The organism is Rossellomorea sp. GQ25 (assembly GCF_059758515.1).
This window is the reverse complement of sequence record NZ_JCAXEQ010000002.1, coordinates 558102-580210: the sequence shown is the minus strand read 5'-3', so window position 1 is coordinate 580210 and position 22109 is coordinate 558102. Positions and strand designations below refer to the sequence as shown.

The following is a 22109-nucleotide window of genomic DNA, read 5'->3' as shown; positions in this document are numbered from 1 at the left end:
AAAGAATTATATCTTTTGGGGTAAAGAATGCAAATATGGATTTCCATCATCAAAAACATCCAGAGTAAGAAACTCTGGACGCTTTTTTGTGAAGAATGTCAGCTGCCTGTCTGTTGTTTGTCTTTTTCCACGGCTTTCAGTCGTTGCCCTTCGTCTGCAGAGGTACTCTTCTCTTGATCGTTCCCGTTCATAAGGTCACTGGTAGCACTTTTGAATTCTTTTAATGTACTTCCGAAAGCACGTCCGATTTCTGGGAGTTTGGAAGGTCCAAAGATGATCAACGCGATGACTAGTACGAGAATTAATCCTGGGATTCCGATATTCGTTAGCATAATTTTCGCCTCCTGTTGGGTTTATAGAATGGGCATGCCATGGCGTGCGAACGCAGCTGCTTCTAAGTCTGACATTCCCTGAACTTCTGCAAAGGCCGATAGTTTGTCTGAAATGTTCGGTGCGTAGGCAGCCGGCGGTGCAGCATGGCCCATGAGCCTTCTGCGGGATGCATTTTTTCTGGCGAATGGTCCCCAGATCGCAAAGGTCATCCCGGGTGATTGAATATTAATGAAGAAGGTTCGGCCGTCTGTAGAGAACGTTGGTCCGGCAAGCTCGGAATTGTTTACTTTATTTTCTGCGAACACGTATGTTTCGCCTTCTGGTGTCATCCCGATGACACGATCGACACCGCCTCCGTCTTCAGCAATCCATAGATCTCCCCATGGAGTGATGCAAATATTATCAGGCATTTCCAGATCATTCTGCGCAGTAGATTCATAGAATAGCTCCAGGGTGTTGGTGGCCGGAATATAGCGGTACACACGGCCCAAATCTTTATCTCCAGCGGATGTATCATCAAACCAGAACACGCCGCCTTCAAAATAAGCCCCCTCGAGACGGCTGAAGGCAATGCATCCTTGTCTGCCTGCATCAAGGGTCGGTTTCTCTGGATTTACATCTTTCCATACAACCCCGAATTTCTGACCGGTATGGAATTGACTGGTTTCGTCTTTGCTCATCTCTTCGATGGCTGCCGCTTGAAGCTTGCCGCCTTTTTGCAGGGCACCGACCTTTTGACTGCGGTCGTTCGGAAGGAAGCGATACAAATAACTGGGACCAGCATCTTCGGTTAAATAGACGATCCCTGTTGTCGGGTCAATGGCCGTGGCTTCATGGGAAAAGGCACCCATGTCTCGGATCGGGGTTTTCGAGATGGTGTCTTCAGGGTTATGTGGATCCACTTCAAATACATAGCCATGACCTTCTTCCAGCGTTTCTTCACACGTGAGCCATGTGCCCCACGGAGTCGCCCCGCCTGCGCAGTTACGGATGGTACCGGAAGAAGAGACATATTCCTTCATGACTTGGCGGTCAGGGCCGACGACTAAGGAAGTGGTCCCGCCCGATTCTTCACGGCGGTAAGGATTTTTCCCGATCACGGGGTATGGACTATTTCCGCTCAATTCATGATTTCTCACGAGAATGGTGGAGTTATTGGGGCCACTATAGGCGGCCATCCCATCGAACTTGGCAGGGACGGGTCTGCCATCCGATAATGCTTTGCCTTCCTCTGAAATGATCCGGTATTGGAAACCGCGGGGAAGGTCCATCACGCCGCCAGGGTCCTTGACAAGGGGACCATAGCCGCCAGTCGTTTTCCTGTTTTGGGATGTGCCGGCAAATGCTTTATTTCCCCCGAAAGACATTAATCCAGTGCTACCGAGGGCAAGGGCAGCAGTACTGATCCCGCTTGCTTTCAGGAAGTCTCTTCTGTTCATATCGTGTTTATTCACGTCTTTTCACTCCTTAGAACTAAATTTTCTTGACCTGCATGTGATTCCGTCGATTGAGAAGCGCGTTTCTTATAAGCGATCGTTGAACATGTAATGCTGATTTCATATAAAAGGAGAAGCGGCAGGATGACGAGTACATCCGAAAGGAAATCCGGCGGCGTAATCAACACGGAAATGACAATCAGCAAAAAATAGGCGATCCTTCTTGATTTCTTCAATTTGGCCGGGTCCAAAATGCCAAGTACCGTCAGAAAGACGATCACTAAAGGCATTTCAAATAACAATCCAAAAGGTAGTGTAAGATGCAGCATAAATCGAAAGTACTTTTCCGCCGTGAACATCGTTTCAAATTGGCCGGCTGACAGGGTGGTTAAAAAATTCAGGACGATGGGAAAAAGTAAAAAGTAACCGAACCCAATGCCGGAAATAAACAAAAAGAACAGGGCGGGTATGAAGCGTAAGGTGACTTTTCGTTCTGTCGGGCTCAGACCCGGAGCGACAAACCGCCAAATTTGATAGGCAGCGACAGGAATGGTTGCAGCCAGTGAGAAGACAGCGGCAATCATCAAGTACACCCATAGAATCTCACTCGGTCCGAGAATCGCAAGCTTCATGTCTAAATCCCTGATCAGCCACCCGTAGATCGGTTTCATAAAGGCCATCCCCACTACAAGGAAACCAATAAAAGCGAGTACCGTTTTAATGGCTCGGCTCCTGAGCTCCTCCAAGTGTCCGATCAGCTGCTGGTTGCGATCTTTCATGGCCTCAGCCTCCTTGGTGCTAGTTCATTTGCATGTGTTTACCTTTTTGGGCCTGCTTTTTATGGGCCCGGTTGTGCGCTTCATGACGATCATCTTCCACCTCAGAAGACGTCTGTTTCCCTTGGGGAACGGTGGACGTTGAAATTTCCTTCAGTCCTTGTGAATCTTTTTCGTAAACAAATGAAGCTCTGGTAGAAATATCTGCACCAGGACTCGAGACGAATGGAACGACACGATAATCGGCTCTCCACTCGTTCGGCGTGACATGACAGCGGACATACCCGCGATAATCGTTGAAAAATTTAATATGTTCGTTCTGCGCAAGAATACGGTCCGTGTCAGCGCGCTTGTCCGCCCCGTTTCCTCCTGATGTAATCGACGTGCCGACAAACTCGGCTCCAAGCATGTTGGAAGACGGATCATCAAAGTCTGCCAGGATATTCGAAGCCCAGTTCGCGTGTACATCACCTGTCAGGACGATCAAGTTATCCATGTTTTCTTTACGGGCAAATTCCGTGATGCGCTCCCTTGCAGGTGTGTAGCCATCCCAGCCATCCATGCTGTAACGAGGTTGATCAGGGCTTGGACCATAATTTCGTTTGGCAAAAAAGATTTGCTGGGCAAGTACATTCCAGGAGGTGGTGGATTTGCCAAGATGATCAAGGACCCATTGTTCCTGCTCGCCGCCTAACAATGTGCGTGAAGGATCCAGGGATTCTGCCGTCTGCGGAGAGCTTTTATCTCCATTCGCTTGATCAGAACGATACTGACGTGAATCGAGCACCATAAAATTAGCTAAGTTCCCATATGAGAACTGACGGTAGAGCTGCATGTCTGTTCCATGAGGCATCGAAGATCTTCTTAATGGCATATGTTCATAGTAGGCTTGGTAGGCAGCAACACGCCGTTTCACGAACTCTTCCACAGACTGGCCATTTTCAGGAATCATGTCAGCATAGTTGTTTTCCACTTCATGGTCATCCCATGTGACCACCCAAGGAAATGCCGCATGAGCAGCTTGTAAATCCTTGTCTGAACGGTATTGAGCATGACGGTTTCGGTAGTCCTCCAAAGAACGGATTTCCGGACCTTTATGTTGTCTTACATTTCCTGTACTTGCTACATACTCATCAGGACCGTATTCATAAATGTAGTCTCCAAGATGGAAAACGAGATCAAGGTCATCTTTGGCCATGTGTTTATAGGCAGTATAATAGCCATGCTCATATTGCTGGCAAGAAGCAAAGGCAAAAGCCAAGCTTGCGACGTCTTCATTCAGGGCAGGAAGGGTTTTCGTTTTTCCGATCGGGCTGAAATCCTTCCCGACTTTGAACCGGTAATAGTACACCGTACCTGCTTCCAGGTTCCCTACCTCGGCATGAACGGAATGTGCGAGGGCCGGACTTGCAACTTCCGTGCCGCGCTGAACAATACGACGGAAATGTTCATCTTTCGCGATTTCCCACTTCACTGGAATGTTACGATCAGGCATGCCGCCGCCATTAAGCGGGTCGGTGGCTAAACGTGTCCATAATACGACACTATCCGGGAGCGGGTCACCAGAAGCTACCCCAAGTAAAAAAGGAAAATCTTGAAACTCGGCTTCTTCTGCAGAGACAGAGAAACCACCCATCGATTGAGCCATCACCATTCCTAAAGAAATGCCAGCGACTTTCCCAGCCCCTTGAAGGAAGCTGCGACGGTCAACCCCTTTATGTAAGGTCTCTTCATTAAGTTTTTGAATCCAATTTTCCATCGATTTCTCATTGGTCATGTGGATGACTCCCTTCATGAATCTATTGAATGGAACAGTTCATATTATAGGAGACCATTTTTAATTTACTGTAAATGAATGTAAACAGAGGATAGAACAGGAGGGTAGTCATTCCTGGGAAAAAAGATCGGTTATTGTTTGAATATTTCATTAAACGGGAGATAGTTAGCAGATTTCACCAGTATTAAGTAGGCGGGAAGTCTCGGTTTTCTTAACATTGGTGAAAAGAAAACTACATAATAAAATGAATATATTGGTAAAGATCAAATAGAGGGAAAGACAGCACGAAACTTAAGGGAGGGAAAAAGAAGGCTGCTGGATGGACACGGATCAATGCTATAAGTAGGTGTGTTTGAGACAGTACATTTTATCGTTGCAGTCCCAGTAGGGGAAGGGATCTGATGAGGATAAGAAGTTATTACATTTAAGAAAGTAGCTTGACATAACTGGGGAGGTCTTCAAGTTTGGTAAACTAAAAAAGACTTACTGAATTTGATGGATAAACGCAAACAGCAGCATGTAACCGTCTGAGTTCTTTTGATATTTGAATTTCGGCTGGTTTGGGGTAAAATTAATTGAAAATTAGAATAATAGAACGATAGATAGGAGGGGGAAGGTGGGAACCGAAATTTTTGAGAAGAGGGAGATGTACTCAAGGGTCTATTTATATATGATTTCCTTCCTGGGATGGCTGACTGTTATTTCAGCTGTGCTTACCGTGGAGCCAGTTGAAAACTATCTTGTCCTTTTGCTTTTATTTATTTTCCTTATTGTCAGTGAATATTATCCTATGCCTGTATGGAGAGGATTTACGGCCATTACTTTTCCTATTGTGTATGTCATTTTCTTGTTGTTTGGCTTTTCGGTCACAGCCATTACATACGCCGCGGCTGTTTTGCTGGTTAATGTAAAGCATCAACGACCTTTAAGAACCATTATTTTTAATCCTGCCCAATTGGTTCTCAGCCTTTTGGCAGCGACTTTTTTTCTGAAGGAGCTTGACCCCTTTATTCAACAGGCAATTGATACATCTTTCCTGCAGGGGATATTTCAGTATTTCTTTATGCAGCTCTTTTTTTTCTTGGTAAATAATTTGATTGTAGATATCGTCCTTTTGCTCAGGCCGCAGGCTTATACTTTAAAATCTTGGGCCACAAAAACCATTACAGAGTTAAACTGTGTGTTGATTTCCTTGCTTTATGGGGGATTGTTATATGTGCTTGGCAGCCAAAATAGAGGGGAGATAGATGTATTTTCTTATTTCTTTTTCTTTTCGCCGCTGGTCGGTTTCGCGCTTTTAAGCTCAGCCATTGTGAGGCTTCGGGCTGAAAAGAAAAGGTTGAAATCCCTTTTTGTTATCACCTCCCAACTCAACCAGCTAGTACCAGGAGAAAAATGGCTGAATGAGCTCAAAACTACTTTCTCAGAGTTTATCAATGCAGATGCATTTGCATTATGGGTCAAGGAGAATGGACAATGGAACATGCAATTTCAGATAGGGGATTCAGTTCATGTGATAGAGTTGGATCAGGAGACGGCTGAAGAATTTGAAGAAGTGAAGGAACCCATTATTCATGGGGATATGAGCATGAATGAAATGAAATCAAAGAGCTTATTTGATAAGCGCCTAAAAGCCCATGTTTATTTCCCTTTGCGGATCGAGAAAGAAACGGTCGGGATGCTGGTAGCTGCAAGGAACCGAACCAAAAGTTTTACGGATGAGGATGTTCAATCGATTGCGACACTATCAAACCAATTGGCAGTCACTATCAAGACTCGAATGCTGTTCCAAGAGAAGGAAAAGCGAATTTTACTTGAAGAGAGGAATAGAATTGCAAGGGATATCCATGATGGGATTGCACAGACACTCGCAGGGGCTGTTATGAAATTAGAATCGGCCGGCCGAAGGTTCAGTAAGAAGCCTGAAGAAACCCTGAAACTCATGGATGAAAGTGTCAGTGGGCTGCGGGAAGGTTTGCGTGAAGTTAGAGAATCCATATATGCCTTGAGGCCGTATCCTACAGAAAGAGTGGGTCTGTCAAAAGCTATAGAGGCAAGAGCGGCGGCAGCCAAAAAAGAATTTTCGCTCAATATCTCCTTCAAAGTTAGAGGAGATGAAGTGGAATTAAGTTCCATGGTTGAGAAAGTATTGTTTGATATTTTTCAGGAAAGCTTGCAGAACGTCATCAAGCATGCAAAGGCCACTGCCGTTGAGATTCTGTTGTGTTATCAATCCGAGAATATTTTACTGCGGGTCAAAGATGACGGTGTGGGATTTTCACTTTTTCAAGCCATGCTGGATGCGAGGGAGAATCCTCATTTTGGAATCCTGCAAATCAATGATTCTGCTGAAAAAATCCATGCATCCCTTCAAATCGACAGCCAAGAAGGTGAAGGAACGGAAGTGACCATTATTGTTCCTAGAATGGGATTGGAAGGAGAAAGCGACAATGATTAAATTATTATTAGTGGATGACCATGCAGTGCTGCGGGATGGGCTGAAAACAATCATCGAGTCAGAAGATGATATTAAAGTTATAGGGGAAGCCGTTTCAGGAAGCGATGCATTGAATAAGGTAAGAGAGTTGGCTCCCAATATCATTCTAATGGATATCAATTTGCCGGGGATGAACGGAGTAGAGGTAACAAGAATTTTAAAACAGCAATACCCTCATATCAAGGTTCTGATATTAACCATGCACAGCCATGAAGAATATTTTATGTCGGCCATCAAAGAAGGAGCAGACGGATATCTCTTAAAGGATGCACCATCGGATCAAGTGGTAGAGGCAGTAAGAACTGTGTTTCATGGAGAATCGGTTATTCATCCTTCCTTGACTAGAAAACTTTTAACCTTCCATCAGCAGAAACAAAGAAAGGACAAGGAAGAAAATTTACTCACGGAAAGAGAGAGGGAAGTTCTTACTTGTCTGGTTGAAGGGTTAACCAATAAAGAAATTGGTAAGAGGCTGTTTGTAAGTGACAAAACGGTTAAAATCCATGTGAGCAATATATTTAAAAAACTAAATGTTAAAAGCCGCTCACAGGTGATCATCCATGCTGTTCAAAACAAATTAGTGCCCTTCCCGCCAAGTTCTTGAAAGCGGAATAAGTGAAGCTATATTTAAACCGACCATGGGCCTTAGCCTATGGCCGGTTTTGTTGTGTTTGCACTCTATTGATTGCCCTTTGACATCTCACCTGATGTGTTCGTTTTTGAGGCAAAGAGTACTAGTTCATCTACTACTAAAGTAGTAATCATATACTGCTCATGCTCTGTTTATTTACTACAGTTGCATAATAGTCGGAAGATTAGGAAAATGAGAAAATAATTTTAAAGAAAGGAGTTGAAAAAATGAAGTTAAAAACGATTTTCATTTCACTTTTGTTGATGATATCGATGTTTTCTTCATCTTGGGCTCATCATGAGGCATCAAGCATTGACCGTAAGGCAGTTGTAGATGAGAACCTAGTTGAGGAGATGGCCTCAGCTTTGGAGCCTGTTGAAGTGATTGTCACCTTTAAAGAGGGAGCACATGAAAATAGGGCAGACATCTTAAAGAAAGCCGGTATTAATGCAGGTTTCAGCTTTGAAAGCCTGCCAATGGCAGGAGTGCTGGCCACCAAATCTCAGGTGGAAAAGCTTGCGGAATCCCCGGAAGTTGTTTCGATTTATTTAAATAGAGATTTGGCATATGAAAATGAAGATGCCACTTCCATAACGGGTGTGGATGAAGTACGTACCAACCCAGTTATGACGAAACAAAATGGAGGTCTTCCTGTGTCCGGTAAAGGAATCGGAGTGGTCATCAACGACAGCGGGGTGGATGGAACCCATAATGACCTTGAATACGGCAGTCATCTGGTTCAAAACGTGCTTGGTTCCACCAATCTCCACGCAGTGGATGCAATCCTTCCAGTTACATACACAGAGAATGTCCCTAACACCGACAATAACTCAGGACACGGGACTCATGTCGCTGGTATTGTTGGCGGTACAGGATCCATGTCGGGAGGGAAGTATGAAGGGGTTGCACCAGGTTCCAACTTAATTGGATATGGTTCCGGAGCGGCACTGGCTATGCTCGATACGATAGGGGGATTTGATTATGCCTTGACCCACCAGCGGGAATATAATATCCGGGTCATTACGAACTCCTGGGGAGATACGAGCCAGGCCGGTAAAGAGTTTGATCCCTATGATCCTATTAATATCGCCACAAAGAAATTATTTGACAGAGGGATCATAACAGTTTTTTCAGCGGGCAACTCTGGACCAGATGCTTCTACGATTTCAGGGAATTACAAAAAAGCCCCTTGGGTGGTAACGGCAGCAGCAGGAAACGATGCCTATGAACTTGCTGACTTCTCTTCACGAGGAGAACAAGGAAAAGGAGGTACAGTAATAATCGACGGAAAAGAGTGGACTTGGTCTGACAAGCCTACAATCACGGCACCGGGAGTGGACATTATTTCGACGCGCGTTGTGTCGCCGCTTCCGCTTCTTGGAGCAGCTAAGGACGCCGAATACATTGATCCCGCTTATATACCGTACTATACAACGATGAGCGGTACTTCGATGGCGGCACCCCATGCTGCAGGAGTCATTGCGCTATTATTGGATGCAAATCCGACTCTTACCCCTTTGGAAGTGAAGAGTATCTTGGAGAAAACGGCCAGGCCAATGCCAGATTATGAAGTATGGGAAACCGGTGCAGGTTATATTAATGCCTTCAAGGCAGTTGAAAGAGCTTTTCAACAAAATTAATAGATTTTGAGAGAGGAGAATACTATGAAGAAGATTGGTTTGGTTTTACTTGCGGTGTTCTTGATTATCCCTTCATTCTTTGTCGGAGGGGCAGCTGCCGAGACGACAGGTACTTCAGGTGCAGTTGTGGATTCGAAGATTCAGAAAGTATTGGAAACGGCTTCAACTGTAGAGGCTATTGTTACATTCAAAGGGGACGGTGCTCCTGAAGCCGATCATCTTGACTTATTAAAAGAGGCAGGTGTGACGACAGGGGTTACGTTGAAGTCTCTTCCGATGGCCGGAATCATTGCCACAAAGGCGGGAATTGAAAAACTTGCAGACTCTCGAGAGGTTCAATCCATTTACTTAAATGAGAAATTAGAATTTTTCAATGCTGATGCAACAGCCATCACTGGCGTTAACAAAGCAAGAACGGATCAATCTTTTCAAGAGAAGAACGGAGGTTTCCCTGTAACGGGTGAAGGCGTTGGTGTGGTTGTCAATGATAGCGGTGTCGACGGCACTCACAAAGACCATGAACTCGGAAGGAATCTTGTCCAAAATGTCATGGCCTCTTTGAATTTAAACGCACTTGAACCGTCTCTTTTACCAATTACTTATCAAGAAAACGTACCGAACACAGACACAAATTCCGGACACGGAACGCATGTGGCAGGTACGGTTGGCGGAACAGGTGCCATGTCTTCCGGAAAGTATGAAGGGGCAGCGTCTGGAGCGGATTTGATTGGTTATGGATCAGGAGCGGCACTATTTGTTCTTGACGGGATCGGCGGGTTTGATTATGCCATTACCCATCAACCGGAATACCAGATTAAAGTAATCACTAACTCTTGGGGCTCTTCCGGTGATTTTGATCCGAACCACCCAATTAACATCGCAAGTAAAAAAGCATATGACAGAGGAATCACTGTTTTGTTTGCTGCAGGGAACGAAGGACCTGGTGAAAATACACATAATCCGTATGCAAAAGCACCATGGGTCATTTCGGTGGCAGCTGGTGTGAAGGACGGTACACTTGCTGATTTCTCATCACGTGGCACAAAGGAAGCAGGCGGAACGTTCGTCATGGACGGCCAGGAATGGACATGGAAGGATGAACCATCCATAACAGCTCCAGGTGTAGATATCGTATCGACTAGGGTATTGGCCCCTGTTTCCAGTCTAGCGATTGACCAGGATGCCGAGACCCTTGATCCAGCACATGTGCCATACTACACAACAATGAGTGGAACATCTATGGCAACTCCGCATGTAGCGGGAATTGTGGCTCTCATTCTCGAGGCAGACCCGACATTGTCACCAGCAGAAGTAAAAGAGATTCTTCAACAAACAGCGACCAATATGCCAGGATACGAAACATGGGAGGTGGGAGCAGGGTATGTGAACGCATATGCAGCTCTTGATGCCATTTACAACGGAAAGGAATATGGTCAGACTCTTAATGTGAATCAGGCTTTCAACAGCAGCGTTGATTCGGAAACACAAAGAGAAGACTTTACTGTGGACTATGATCCAGCTGCTTTACTCTCTACTAACCAGCATGAGTTCACTGTGGAAGAAGGCTTAACTTCCCTGACAGCAAAGATCAATGCTAAAGGCCTGCTTGAAGAAACAGGAAACCCTGTTAACCTCATCCTTATTGCACCGAATGGAGAGGAATACAGTTCAGGCATCAGCGTGCTTTTTCCATTGTATACTGATCGCACTGTCTCTGTTAATTCTCCTCAGCCTGGTCAATGGAAAGTGGAATTAAGAGGGCTTAAAGGAAGTGAATCCAATCCGCTTGGTGTGAGTATTCCTGAAACGGTTAATGGAACTCTTGCATTTTCAAAAGTCAGTGGGTTTACGGGATTGAACGATATTAGCGGACATCCAGCTGCTTCTGCCATCCAGATGGGGATAAAGGAACGTCTCTTTGATGGTCTTACCAATGGCAATTTCAATCCTGATTCATACATTGACAGAAAGCATCTTGCCCGATACTTGGTGATGGGTGCTGAAATCCGTCAATCTTTACCTCTCGATGCAAGTGGTACCTTCACTGATGTGAAATCGGAGGATAAAGCATTTGTAGAGGCTGTGACTGCCAAGGGGAGTGCTTTCCGTGATGAAAGTCATAACCAGAACGCAGTTGTACGTGGGGATGAAACCACCGGTAAATTTTCTCCTAATGCAAGTGTAAATCGTGCAGATCTTGCTTATTCCCTTGTTCAAGCCATTGGATTACAAGAAGAAGCACAACAATTTGAAGGAGAATTAACGGTTCAGTATAAAGATGAAAGGATTGCAATCGAAGATGCTTCCGTTGTGCCGGCAGAGTTAAGAGGGTATGTGCAGCTTGCGCTGGACTTAAATATCCTTAATGCACAATTTTCAACTGTACAAGGACCTTATGACCTGAAACCAGTGATCAAGGCTTCCTTTAATCCAGAAGAAAAAGTCACGCGTGGAGACTTTGCGGTCGCGATGACACGCTATTATCAAGCATTTCTAAAATAAGAGAACAATTGAACGAGCAATTAAAAAAGTCATTTAAAACTGATATGAAAAATTGACCATATTAAAGAAGCTGCACCAACGTCGTAAGGTACAGCTTCTTTTTATTTTGATCCCATCACTTACTGGTAATTTGCGGCATTCTATGAGGAGTGTGATGATTATTCTGCTCTCGCGATATGCTAAGGAGCGGGCAGTTCTTGGCTTGAAGACGATTCACAGGGATTTGCCAAAAGAGATGCAAGGTGGAGATTTATGAGGAGATGACGCCTTCTCGTCAAGGGGACGCTGTGCGGAAGATTGCGAGTCTCTTTGAGAACGAGTTTGATTGGATTCGGGAAGAGCTTGGGGAAGGTGAGGTTGGTTCGTTTATAGGATTGATGATAGGGAGAGTGTTGGTGCGGTGAAAAGTGTTTTAAGAAAAAAATGCTAAGAATAATAATTATTTAAATGTATTCTCTAAGGAACCTAGCGATTTATGCTATGTTCCTATTCTTATGTACAAACTAACGAAAGCGTGGGGACGGACCTTGTGCTTCTTTTTACATTAAGAGAAAGCAGCAGATGCTCCGTCTCCATACGTCCTAGTTTTCAATCACTCCAAAAACGGTTATAGAATAGAGAAAGAAAGATTGTGTAGCAGATTTTGTCCTATAAGATGATATGCTTTCGTTTTAACATGGGCAGTGAGATAATTTGAGAAACCACAAGCTGGAGGAGGAGTTATCAATGAAAAAAGTCATGAATGAACCTGAAGATCTGGTCGTGGAAATGTGCAATGGGATGGCCATGGCTCATCCGGAGCTCGAGTTTATGAAAAAGTATAAGGTCATGAAGAAAAAGGATTTGAATGAAGATAAGGTAACCTTGATCAGCGGCGGGGGAAGCGGACATGAGCCTGCACATGCGGGGCTTGTAGGAAAAGGGATGCTCGATGCTGCTGTGTGCGGTGATGTGTTTGCGTCGCCTTCGCAGATCCAGGTCTATCAGGCGATTAAAGCGACGGCTGGTAAAAAGGGAGCCCTGCTCGTCATTAAGAATTACAGCGGGGATATTATGAATTTTAAAAATGCCGCTCACTTAGCTTCAGAAGATGGCATCCCGGTGGAATACGTCAAAGTCGATGATGATATTGCGGTGGAAGACAGCCTTTATACAGTGGGACGCCGTGGTGTTGCGGGGACCGTGTTGGTACATAAAATTGCCGGAGCGGCTGCTGAAGAGGGCAGGGACTTGATGGAAGTCAAAGCCGTGGCGGAGAAGGCTGCTGGAAATGTCCGCAGCATTGGCTTCGCACTGACATCCTGTACCGTCCCAGCCAGTGGATCTCCGACTTTTAAATTGGATGATGATGAAATCGAATATGGCGTCGGGATTCACGGTGAGCCAGGGACAAGAAGAGAAAAAATCGCGTCCGCTGATGAATTGGCACAGCGTATGGCGAACGACCTTCTGAAGGATCTGAAAATGGAAGATGGGGATTCATCCGAAATTGCGATCCTTGTCAACGGCTTTGGGGGTACGCCGCTGCAAGAACTCTACCTTTTCAACAATGCCGTTACCAGAATTTTGGCGGGTAAAAAGCTCGCGATTAACCGTGCCTTTGTTGGCAATTATATGACCAGCATCGATATGGCAGGAGTTTCCCTGACAGTAATGAAGCTGGACGAAGAGTTGAAAACATTGCTATCAAGCGTAAGTACGGCGCCTGCGTTCAGAGTGGACGGACCGGTTCCGGGTGTCGAGTACATCGACCTTGAGGAGGATGATGAACCGAAGCCGGTATCATTTGAGGTGGAAACACTGGAAGAGAACGCTGTAATCAAGAATAATACAGCCTCACTTGAGAACATCATCTACCTCGTGGATAAAATGAGCGACATCATCGTTAAGAATGAAGTACCTTTCTGTGAATTGGATTCACATGCCGGGGACGGAGATTTCGGAATGAGCGTTTCTAAAGGCTTCAAGCAATTAAAACGGGAGTGGAAAGACATCCTTAGTCAGGAGAATCTCACAATCGGCAGCTTCCTGGATGCAAGTTCCATGGTCATCATGGAGTATTGCGGCGGTGCTTCCGGTCCGATATGGGGTTCTGCATTCCGGGCTGCAGGCAAAGCGGCGCAAGATCGAATGGAGCTGACCGTGGAAGAATTCGCTGATATGCTGCAGGCGGCCGTGAAGGGAATACAGGATACAGGCGAAAGATCCTTCGGCAGAGGGGCAGAGGTCGGCGACAAAACCCTCGTGGATGCACTCGTCCCTTGTGCGGATTCCTGGTCAGAAAGTGCCAAAGCCGGTGATGACTTCAAGACAGCCTTTGAAAAAGGAGCAGCCGCCGCTGTAGAAGGAGCCGAGAAAACCAAGGAAATCGTTGCCCGGATGGGACGTGCCGGTACCGTAGGGGAAAGAAGCCTCGGTCATCCGGATGCCGGTGCATATGCGCTGGGGGTTATTTTTACAGAGTTATCCGAGAGTTTGAAGTAAAGGTTGGGAAGCAAAGGGACGGTTCTCTGGAAGCACATGGAAGCAAAGGGACGGTTCTCTTGCTTCTTTTTTTTGTGCGTTGGAAGCAGGAGAACCGTCCCTGTGCACATCCTCTGCACATCAAAAAAAGCAGTACCAGAAAAACATCTGTTTTCCGGACCTGCTTTTATTATAAGGATTTATCAGAGCCCTTTTCCTTTGAAGTAATTAGATCTGCCACAAGGATATAACGCTCAGGTGATGCCCCGATAAAATGAAAGGGATAGCATGTGGAAACCGTTAATGTTGCTTTAGGTTTTGGTACAATGACGGTTGAATCGTCCTTGTCCACAATACGTACTTTCTTTACCTTATACGTAAATTCACCCGCTGTGGTATGAACGATAAGCAGATCGCCTATACCAACATCTCCAAGTTTACGAAAGACTGTATCGCGATGCCCTGACAAAATAGAATTGTCCTTTTCACCAGGCAACACACTGCCTGCAAAATGACCCACGCCTTTTTCCAGTTCATCTTCATCTGTTCCATGAAAGATTGGCAGCTTTGCCTCCAACTTTGGAATAATAAGCTCACCTATATTTTCTCCTTTTTCCGGACGTTTGGAGTAAAGGGACTTTTGTTGTCGTTCTTTAGGTTGTTCCTTCACACCCGATTCTACCTTATAGTCCCTTGCTTCGACTTGACCTGTTTGAGAGAGCCAATACCCCTTCAGAAACGTATAGGCATTCGTCCCTCCAAACCATAGACCAAATACAATAAACAAGACAGAAAGGGAAAGAAGAAGCACGCGCATGCTTCTTCTCTTGTTGGGCTTTCTCATTGATTCATTCCTTTAACTCCGATGCGTCGGAATAAGAATACACCGGCTATGATGAAGGCAATCCCAACGAATGTTTTGCCGGCATAGTTGGAAGCTGTCGTTGGAAGCTCACCGCCTTTAACGGTTTTCGCCAGAGGTTTTACTGTCTTGCTTTCTAATGCTTTTGGATTTTCTGTCACGATTTCCTCTGCCTGCATCATGTCTTTACCAGTTTCCTGGATTAGTCCGGAGTCAAACATGTCAGCGGTCAATAAGATATCGGCAAGAAACGCTCCTTGATGGTTGTATAGTTCAATCAACAAATCATACCCATCTGTGGTGTCCATCGTCATTAAAGATTCAATCGATACGGGTTGTTTATCACCGTCTTTTACAAGGTAATAATTCGTCTTCAATTCAAATAAATTAAGCATGTCATTCAAAATATCAAAGAGCTCTGCCGTTTGTTGAACTGACAGTTCTTCCGCCGTTTCAAAATTCTCAAATGCCATCATTCTTTCACTTAGCTCAATCATCTGATCGATTAAAGCAGGATCTTCAAAATCAAGTGTCTCAAGATGTGTAAACAGTTTCTCGAATTCTTCATCCGTCAGTCCAATCTCTCCGAATAGATCAAATAGTTCGTCTGAACTGTCATCCCCGTTCACATAGAAATCAACGGCTAGCTCAAGATCTTCTATATATTCATAGTTTTCCATAGAATCATCGTTGTCATTTAATAACTTCTCCAATACTTCTTCTGAATCAAGTCCATAATCATTCAGAAGGTTCTGAAGATTTTCTTCATTAATCGGAGTACCTTCCCAACCGTTTAAATAGAAATCGACATATTCATGAAGATCTTCAGAAAAAATGATCCACGTTCCTTCTAATACATCTTGTCCTTCTTCTAGGTCACCATATTCAACAAGAAGTGCATTTAACTCCTCGCGGCTAAGGCCGAATTCTTCTAATACCACCCCAACGGCTTCTTCCGACAGAGGGGTACCAAGATTATCAATAGACTCAACATCTTCTAAATACCATTCTTTACTTTCAATGTAATCGATATAATCTTGCTTATTCCAGCCAATACCCTTTAAAAACTTTTCAAACTCTGATTCATTCGGCTCAATGGCATAAGTCATAACAGGTAAGACTCCAAAGCCGATGACAAGAGCCAAAAGTACAGAAACTAACTGTTTCATTCCTTGTCCCCCTAGGTTTCTCTTTATGATTTCTAGAATATTATAATTCTTGGGGCACTAATAGGATATAGGTATTTTTATCCAGGTATAAGAGGGCGGTTCTCTTGCTTCTTAGTCTGGTTTGATAGAATGTCATAATATAATTAAGTAGAGATAAATACGATTTAATAGTTAATATAATAGAGGCACGAGGACAATCTCGTGCTTCGATTTTTTTATTAGGCAGCTTCAAAGATGTCCCGATGTTTTCCAGATGTTTCAGCTTTGTAAGATCAAGACCGGGGAAGCGGTGTAGATAGCTGAGTGATGATGCGAATGCGAAATCTTGGAACCAATGCCGATCTGAAACGTAAATAAGGTAAAGGCTCAAGAGTGGGAGGCAAAATCATGAGGCAGCTTTATATCAAGCAAAAGGTATTCAGTCTTAGCGGGAAATTCACGGTAAAGGATCAAGAGGAGAAGGATCGATATTATGTAGAGGGAAGCTTTATGAAGGTTCCGAAGACTTTCTCCATAATGAATACAAGCAGGGATGAAGTGGCCCTTATTACGAAGAAGACGTTCAGCTTTTCACCGAAGTTTTTTGTCGAGGTGAATGGTCAAGAGGTATTGACGATCAAGAAGGAATTCTCCTTTCTGAAAGCACGCTATACGATTGATGCGGCAGGCATTGAAGTGCAAGGTAATTGGTGGGATATGGATTTTCAAATATTACAGCATGGCAACGTTGTAGGCGAAGTGGGCAAGGAATGGTTCACTTGGGGCGACAGTTACAGGGTGAAAGTAATGAATGAAGAGATGGAAACGATGATGATTGGTCTTGTTATTGCGATTGATTGTGTGAAGGCGGATGAAGCGGCTGCTTCTTCAGTTAATTGAGAGTGTAAGAAGCACGGGGATTATCGTGCTTCTTTTTATATTTTGAGGAAGCATAAGAACCGTCCCCGTGCTTCCCGTGCTTCGGATAATCTACTAAACGAGAAAATAAGTAAAACGTTGCTTAATTGCAACGTTTTATTTATTGAATAAAAGACTTATAGAGTCTTTTTCCTTTTTATAAACTTATTTTCTGCTAAAGAATGGCACTCACGCAACGATTGTTGCTTAATTGCAACATTTTATGATCTGCATTATAGTTTAAATATTGTAAAACATTGAATAATCAGTATTTTAGGAGCTTTCTAATGTTGGCACACTTCTTGCAATAGAAATAAATGAGTGGATCACTCAGAGGGAGCGAGCACATTGTTAGTGAAAGATGCGATGACTAGTACTTCTATAAAGTATTTTGAAAACGATTACATTGAAGTTGTTGCAAATCGTTTACTAGAATCTCGAGTGAAGGGCGGGTTGGTTTATAACATTAAGGATGAGTTGGTGGGATGTTTTACAGAGAATGATCTTTTAACTGGCATGCTAAAAAAGAAAAGAGCATTATCTGAAATTCATAAAACGAACTTTCATTTTCTTAAGGAAATGGATGAATTAAAAAATCTGGCCGAGACTGATCACGAAATCTGGCCGGTAATCAATAAGAACGGACAGATTTCCGGATTTTTGACGAAAGATCAGTATTTAGCCACCTTCGCAAGATTTTCTCAACTAGAAGTCAGCCGATGGGACGCGATTTTCAAATCTGCACATAATGGTATTCTCTCGATTGATCTCGAGGGGAAAATCACATCGATTAACCCTCCTGCGGAAAAAATGGCCATGACGTCAAAAGAGAAAGCGATTGGTAAATTTTTGACGGATGTCGTAACACCAAGTGGATTATTAAATGTGATCCGGACTGGTAAAGGGCATACAGAAAAATATCGTGTGGGAAGAAGAATGTATTTAACGCACAGAACACCACTTTATGATGGTGAAATTCTTACAGGGGCAGTAGGCGTCTTTCAGGATATTTCAGAAATAGAATTCGTTTCAAATGAACTGGAATCCGTCAAGCAGCTATTAAGAGAACAGGAAAGTGTACTAGAAAACTCAACCGACGGAATCTGTATTACAGATGGGGAAGGAACCATTATTAAGAATAACAAAAGCTTTTGTCAACTTTTTAGTCTTGATTCCGACACAGAAAATAAGACACCTGATTTTATTAAAGAGATTGTCAGTGAGGTGGTAGCCAAAGGCAAACAGCACAATGTCATGGAAACAAGTATCGGTAACAATAATTCATTAATCATATCCGCAAATCCAATAAAAAATAGCAGCAATCAAATGATTGAGAGAATTGTCATCTATGTTAAAGATATGACTGAGTTCGATGCTTTGAGGACTGAGCTTGAGAAAACAAAGTCATTGTTGGAGACCCTGCACATATCTGAGAAAACGGGTTCTTTTATTGCTGAATCTTCAGAAATGAAGAGGTTGATCGAAACCGTTGAACAGGTGGCTAAAGTAGATGTCACGGTTTTATTAACAGGTGAATCTGGAGTAGGAAAAGAAGAAATAGCCAAGTTAATTCAACAAGCAAGTCCGAGGGTGGAACAGCCATTCATTAAGGTGAACTGTGGTGCAATCCCTGAAACTCTCATGGAATCAGAGCTGTTTGGTTATGAAGGTGGAGCATTTACGGGTGCATTAAAAAAGGGAAAAGCAGGTTTGTTTGAACAAGCAAACAATGGAACGATTTTTCTGGATGAGATTGGAGAAATTCCTACCCATCTTCAAGTGAAATTATTGCGTGTTCTTCAGGAAATGGAAATAACCCGGGTGGGTTCAGCAGTCCCTAAAAAGATAGATGTTCGTGTCATTGCTGCTACAAATAAAGATCTGCAAGAACTGGTTCAAGAAGGAAACTTTCGTGAGGACTTATTTTATCGGCTAAATGTGATTCCGATTTCTATTCCTCCTTTGAGAAAGAGAATGGAGGATATACCACTCCTGGTGGATACGTATTCAAGAATGTTTGCTTCTAAATATGGTAAGCATCTTAGTTTTTCAAAGAAAGCCATACACGTTCTTAGTAGCTATAAATGGCCGGGAAATGTTAGGGAACTGGTCAATATTGTTGAAAGAATTTATGTAACATCTACAAACCATGAGGTTAGTGAGCAGGATGTGCTTTCTATGTTCAATAAAATCGATGAGCAAAAAGCGAGTACTAATAAGGCCATCGTTGTAAATGAAATATTGCCACTAAAAGAAGCAATAGAAGAGCTTGAAAGAGAACTGATTTATAAGGCATCACTTATTGAAAAATCTTATCGGGGCATTGCCCGGGTACTTAAAGTAAACCCCTCCACAATTGTTAGGAAGGTAAAAAAATTAGAAGGGGGACCTTTAAAATCATGAGTACAATACAGTCGATTGTTTCCCCTAATAGTATTGCCATCATAGGGGCTTCAGAAAGATTTCATCAAAATGCTGGGCGCGTGATGGTCAATCTCCAAAAATCAAATTTCGCTGGGGAAATCCATTTGGTGAATCCTAATTATGATTCGATTTCAGGAATGGCTTGTTATCCAAGCGTACTTGAGATTAAGGAAGAGATTGATCTGGCATGTATAATCATTCCTTTTATACATACTCCGAAAATTTTAAAAGAATGCGTAGAGAAACAAGTTAAGAATGTGATCATCCTAAGTTCAGGTTTTTCTGAAAGCGGTCCTGATGGAATCATCAGGGAAGAAGAACTTAAAAATATCGTAAAGGGAACAGATACAAGGGTTTATGGACCCAATTCACCTGGTTTCTATCATTTTATTGGGAATTGGGGGATCTCATTCTCACCTCGATTTGAACCTAAAAATTTTCACAAAGGGTCTGTTGGGTTGATCAGTCATGGCGGAAGTATAGGCAGGGCAGTCCTGGATGCGAATGAGAAAGGACTTGGTTTTTCCTACTGGCTTTCTCCTGGTAATGAGATGGATATTAACATGAATGACTGCTTTGAGTTTTTGATTCATGATCCTGATACAGAAACGATTCTTTTAATTATTGAATCGATTTCAGAAGAAGAGCGGTTTTTTCGTCTTCTTCATCAAGCCTATCTTCAACGTAAGCCTGTTGTCTTACTACCAATTGGCCATTCGAAAATTTCAAGGGTTGCCGTTAAGCATCACCTTGGTAGAAATAATGATTATGCGATTCCGTGGGATATGGTTAACCATCCAGGATTAATAAAGGCAGAGAGTATTGATGAAGTGGTGTCGATTTCCTGGTTTTTCGATTCATACAAGAAGGCAAAGGGAGGACGAACCGTCATTTTCTCATGGGCAGGCGCTACTTCGATTTACTTGGCGGACTTATGCGATAAATATGATATTGAACTTACTCCTCTATCTGAAGATCTACAGCAACAAATGATTCGCATAACAGGAATTCAGAAATCCTTTATGAATCCATTAGATGTAACCACCATTGTTTATGACGATCTATCCAAATTGACATCCTGCTTGGAGGTACTCCATGAATCAGGAGATTATGATAATATCATCGTTCCGTTTCCGTTCCAAGTAGACTATCAAAATGAAATATTATCTGGACAAATCCAACAGTTGATGAAAGAAAGTAATTGTATATTTTTACCTATATTTATGTCTCAGGGATACAACGATGAATTAGCCATCGATATTTTGAAGGAGACCAAGAAGCCATATTTCTTCCAGGAAAGCACAGCCATCAAATCATTTTCTGCCTATGTAAATTACTCGGCATCTCAAAAACAAGGGGAGGAACAAAATGAAGAAACGATTAAGTCTGGATGACGCGCTGCTTCACATTAATAGTGGTGACACATTGTTGGTCGGAGGTTTTGGCCTTTCCGGGACCCCACTGACCCTGATAGATGAACTGGTGAATTCAGATAAAGACAATCTAACCATCATCAGTAATAACCTGGGAGAGGAAGGGAGAGGCCTTGGGAAACTTTTAATTGCCGGAAAGCTCAAAAAGGCAAAAGGATCGTACTTCACGACAAACCGGGACGCAGTCATAGCCTGGTCAAAGGGTGAATTGGAAATTGAACTCATTCCCCAAGGCACTTTAGCGGAAGCGATTCGCTGCGGCGGGGCTGGAATCGGTGGTTTCTATACGAAGACCGGTGTGGGGACGAAACTGGCTGAAGGAAAGGAAGAAAAAGTGATTGACGGTGAACCTTACATTTTTGAAAAAGCAATCAGAGGAGATGTAGCCATTATCAAGGCACTGAAGGCTGATACGCTGGGAAATTTAGTTTATGACAAGACAGCAAGGAATTTCAATCCAGTGATGGCAACGGCAGCGAAGATCGTAATAGCCGAGGTGGATGAAATTGTGGAAGCGGGGTCATTTGCTCCCGAAGAAGTCGTTACACCTCACTTATACGTGGACTATATCGTTCAAAACCGCTACGTGAAGGAAGGGGGAAGATACGTTGAGTCAGTATGAAAGAATCACAATTGCTAAGAGGGTTGCTCAAGAATTAAACGAAGATGAAATCGTAAATTTAGGAGTCGGCATTCCCACCCTTATCCCGGATTATCTAGGAGACAAAAAAGTATACCTCCAATCGGAAAATGGACTGCTCGGAATGGGACCTACTCCAACTGGTGAGGACGTGGATATGGATTTGATTAGCGCAAGTAAGAAACCCGTTTCCATGGATATCGGCTCTTCATTATTTGACAGCTCTGATTCCTTCTTGATGATACGGGGAGGGCATATTGATACGGCGGTCCTTGGTGCTTTACAGGTCGATCAAACCGGAGAAGTTGCCAACTGGGCAGTGCCAGGTGAAACCATTCTGGGAGTTGGGGGAGCAATGGACTTAGTTGCAGGTGCCAAACGCATGATCATCGCTTCGATGCATTTGTCCAAAAACGGGAGTTCGAAACTTGTAAAAAAGCTTTCTTATCCAAGTAGCGGAGTGAGAAAAGCGGACATGATTGTAACGGAGCATGCGGTATTCAAGTTCATCGAAGAAAAGATGTACTTAATTGAAATCCTCTCCGACATTTCTGTAGAGGGGTTGAGAGAAATAACAGACGCACCATTTTATATAGTAGAAAAAACAAAAATAAAATCAAATTAAGGGG

At 43.4% G+C, this 22109-nt stretch carries 17 protein-coding genes; 11 read left to right on the top strand and 6 right to left on the bottom strand.

From position 1 onward, the window contains the following. Positions 1 to 98 precede the first annotated feature (98 nt). The 4 genes from AC6CIB_RS08635 to phoD are packed head-to-tail and all read right to left on the bottom strand — an operon-like array spanning position 99 to position 4322. On the bottom strand, positions 99 to 332 hold the full coding sequence (locus AC6CIB_RS08635) for a twin-arginine translocase TatA/TatE family subunit (protein ID WP_148967593.1): 234 nt from the start codon (positions 330 to 332) through the stop codon (positions 99 to 101). Positions 333 to 353: 21 nt separating this feature from the next. Further along, positions 354 to 1787 (bottom strand): alkaline phosphatase PhoX, encoded by a 1434-nt coding sequence (locus AC6CIB_RS08630; protein ID WP_498279678.1) that lies wholly within the window; start codon positions 1785 to 1787, stop codon positions 354 to 356. After that, positions 1784 to 2548, bottom strand: coding sequence for a twin-arginine translocase subunit TatC (gene tatC / locus AC6CIB_RS08625; protein WP_498279676.1), 765 nt, complete (start codon positions 2546 to 2548; stop codon positions 1784 to 1786). The genes AC6CIB_RS08630 and tatC overlap by 4 nt, the downstream gene beginning before the upstream one ends. A gap of 19 nt (positions 2549 to 2567) precedes the next feature. After that, positions 2568 to 4322 (bottom strand): alkaline phosphatase PhoD, encoded by a 1755-nt coding sequence (phoD, locus tag AC6CIB_RS08620; protein ID WP_498279674.1) that lies wholly within the window; start codon positions 4320 to 4322, stop codon positions 2568 to 2570. A 616-nt stretch (positions 4323 to 4938) separates the two neighbouring features. On the opposite strand from phoD, the gene AC6CIB_RS08615 reads away from it, so the two are divergent. The 6 genes from AC6CIB_RS08615 to dhaK all read left to right on the top strand — a co-directional run bounded on the left by AC6CIB_RS08615 (position 4939) and on the right by dhaK (position 14076). Further along, on the top strand, positions 4939 to 6780 hold the full coding sequence (locus AC6CIB_RS08615; RefSeq protein WP_498279672.1) for a GAF domain-containing sensor histidine kinase: 1842 nt from the start codon (positions 4939 to 4941) through the stop codon (positions 6778 to 6780). Continuing rightward, complete coding sequence (locus AC6CIB_RS08610; RefSeq protein WP_498279670.1) at positions 6773 to 7423, top strand: response regulator; 651 nt, start codon at positions 6773 to 6775, stop codon at positions 7421 to 7423. Before AC6CIB_RS08615 ends, AC6CIB_RS08610 begins: the two co-directional genes overlap by 8 nt. 254 nt (positions 7424 to 7677) lie before the next feature. Continuing rightward, positions 7678 to 9090 carry a S8 family serine peptidase gene (locus AC6CIB_RS08605; protein WP_498279668.1) on the top strand — a complete coding sequence of 471 codons (1413 nt, stop codon included), beginning with the start codon at positions 7678 to 7680 and terminating at the stop codon, positions 9088 to 9090. 24 nt (positions 9091 to 9114) lie between these two features. Beyond that, on the top strand, positions 9115 to 11592 hold the full coding sequence (locus AC6CIB_RS08600; RefSeq protein WP_498279666.1) for a S8 family peptidase: 2478 nt from the start codon (positions 9115 to 9117) through the stop codon (positions 11590 to 11592). 242 nt (positions 11593 to 11834) lie between these two features. Further along, positions 11835 to 11996 (top strand): hypothetical protein, encoded by a 162-nt coding sequence (locus AC6CIB_RS08595; RefSeq protein ID WP_498279664.1) that lies wholly within the window; start codon positions 11835 to 11837, stop codon positions 11994 to 11996. Positions 11997 to 12318: 322 nt separating this feature from the next. Further along, positions 12319 to 14076 (top strand): dihydroxyacetone kinase subunit DhaK, encoded by a 1758-nt coding sequence (gene dhaK / locus AC6CIB_RS08590; RefSeq protein ID WP_498279662.1) that lies wholly within the window; start codon positions 12319 to 12321, stop codon positions 14074 to 14076. Positions 14077 to 14245: 169 nt separating this feature from the next. On the opposite strand, the gene srtD is transcribed toward dhaK, so the two are convergent. Together srtD and AC6CIB_RS08580 are read right to left on the bottom strand one after the other, a co-directional pair. Beyond that, complete coding sequence (srtD, locus tag AC6CIB_RS08585; RefSeq protein ID WP_498279660.1) at positions 14246 to 14899, bottom strand: class D sortase, LPxTATN-specific; 654 nt, start codon at positions 14897 to 14899, stop codon at positions 14246 to 14248. Continuing rightward, positions 14896 to 16086, bottom strand: a complete 1191-nt coding sequence (locus AC6CIB_RS08580) for a processed acidic surface protein (protein ID WP_498279658.1) — start codon at positions 16084 to 16086, stop codon at positions 14896 to 14898. The genes srtD and AC6CIB_RS08580 overlap by 4 nt, the downstream gene beginning before the upstream one ends. A 387-nt stretch (positions 16087 to 16473) precedes the next feature. Between AC6CIB_RS08580 and AC6CIB_RS08575 the strand changes: the two genes are divergently transcribed. From AC6CIB_RS08575 to AC6CIB_RS08555, 5 genes are all read left to right on the top strand, one after another. Further along, the gene (locus tag AC6CIB_RS08575; protein ID WP_498279656.1) at positions 16474 to 16965 is read left to right on the top strand and encodes an LURP-one-related/scramblase family protein; all 492 of its coding nucleotides are present in this window, start codon (positions 16474 to 16476) and stop codon (positions 16963 to 16965) included. A 372-nt stretch (positions 16966 to 17337) separates the two neighbouring features. Then, a complete protein-coding gene (locus AC6CIB_RS08570; RefSeq protein ID WP_498280533.1) occupies positions 17338 to 19386 on the top strand; it encodes a sigma 54-interacting transcriptional regulator in 2049 nt (682 codons plus the stop codon). Then, positions 19383 to 20801, top strand: a complete 1419-nt coding sequence (locus tag AC6CIB_RS08565; RefSeq protein ID WP_498279654.1) for a CoA-binding protein — start codon at positions 19383 to 19385, stop codon at positions 20799 to 20801. Before AC6CIB_RS08570 ends, AC6CIB_RS08565 begins: the two co-directional genes overlap by 4 nt. Further along, a complete protein-coding gene (locus tag AC6CIB_RS08560) occupies positions 20776 to 21462 on the top strand; it encodes a CoA transferase subunit A (RefSeq protein WP_498279652.1) in 687 nt (228 codons plus the stop codon). The genes AC6CIB_RS08565 and AC6CIB_RS08560 overlap by 26 nt, the downstream gene beginning before the upstream one ends. Continuing rightward, positions 21449 to 22105, top strand: a complete 657-nt coding sequence (locus tag AC6CIB_RS08555) for a 3-oxoacid CoA-transferase subunit B (protein WP_498279650.1) — start codon at positions 21449 to 21451, stop codon at positions 22103 to 22105. Before AC6CIB_RS08560 ends, AC6CIB_RS08555 begins: the two co-directional genes overlap by 14 nt. Positions 22106 to 22109: the final 4 nt, after the last annotated feature.

What these genes read in the sequence shown, in the direction of transcription:
- srtD (WP_498279660.1), bottom strand. Translation starts at nt 14,899, where the DNA reads ATGAGAAAGCCCAACAAGAGAAGAAGCATGCGCGTGCTTCTTCTTTCC.
- AC6CIB_RS08600 (WP_498279666.1), top strand. Translation starts at nt 9,115, where the DNA reads ATGAAGAAGATTGGTTTGGTTTTACTTGCGGTGTTCTTGATTATCCCT.
- dhaK (WP_498279662.1), top strand. Translation starts at nt 12,319, where the DNA reads ATGAAAAAAGTCATGAATGAACCTGAAGATCTGGTCGTGGAAATGTGC.
- AC6CIB_RS08565 (WP_498279654.1), top strand. Translation starts at nt 19,383, where the DNA reads ATGAGTACAATACAGTCGATTGTTTCCCCTAATAGTATTGCCATCATA.
- tatC (WP_498279676.1), bottom strand. Translation starts at nt 2,548, where the DNA reads ATGAAAGATCGCAACCAGCAGCTGATCGGACACTTGGAGGAGCTCAGG.
- AC6CIB_RS08580 (WP_498279658.1), bottom strand. Translation starts at nt 16,086, where the DNA reads ATGAAACAGTTAGTTTCTGTACTTTTGGCTCTTGTCATCGGCTTTGGA.
- AC6CIB_RS08560 (WP_498279652.1), top strand. Translation starts at nt 20,776, where the DNA reads ATGAAGAAACGATTAAGTCTGGATGACGCGCTGCTTCACATTAATAGT.
- AC6CIB_RS08635 (WP_148967593.1), bottom strand. Translation starts at nt 332, where the DNA reads ATGCTAACGAATATCGGAATCCCAGGATTAATTCTCGTACTAGTCATC.
- phoD (WP_498279674.1), bottom strand. Translation starts at nt 4,322, where the DNA reads ATGACCAATGAGAAATCGATGGAAAATTGGATTCAAAAACTTAATGAA.
- AC6CIB_RS08605 (WP_498279668.1), top strand. Translation starts at nt 7,678, where the DNA reads ATGAAGTTAAAAACGATTTTCATTTCACTTTTGTTGATGATATCGATG.
- AC6CIB_RS08610 (WP_498279670.1), top strand. Translation starts at nt 6,773, where the DNA reads ATGATTAAATTATTATTAGTGGATGACCATGCAGTGCTGCGGGATGGG.
- AC6CIB_RS08575 (WP_498279656.1), top strand. Translation starts at nt 16,474, where the DNA reads ATGAGGCAGCTTTATATCAAGCAAAAGGTATTCAGTCTTAGCGGGAAA.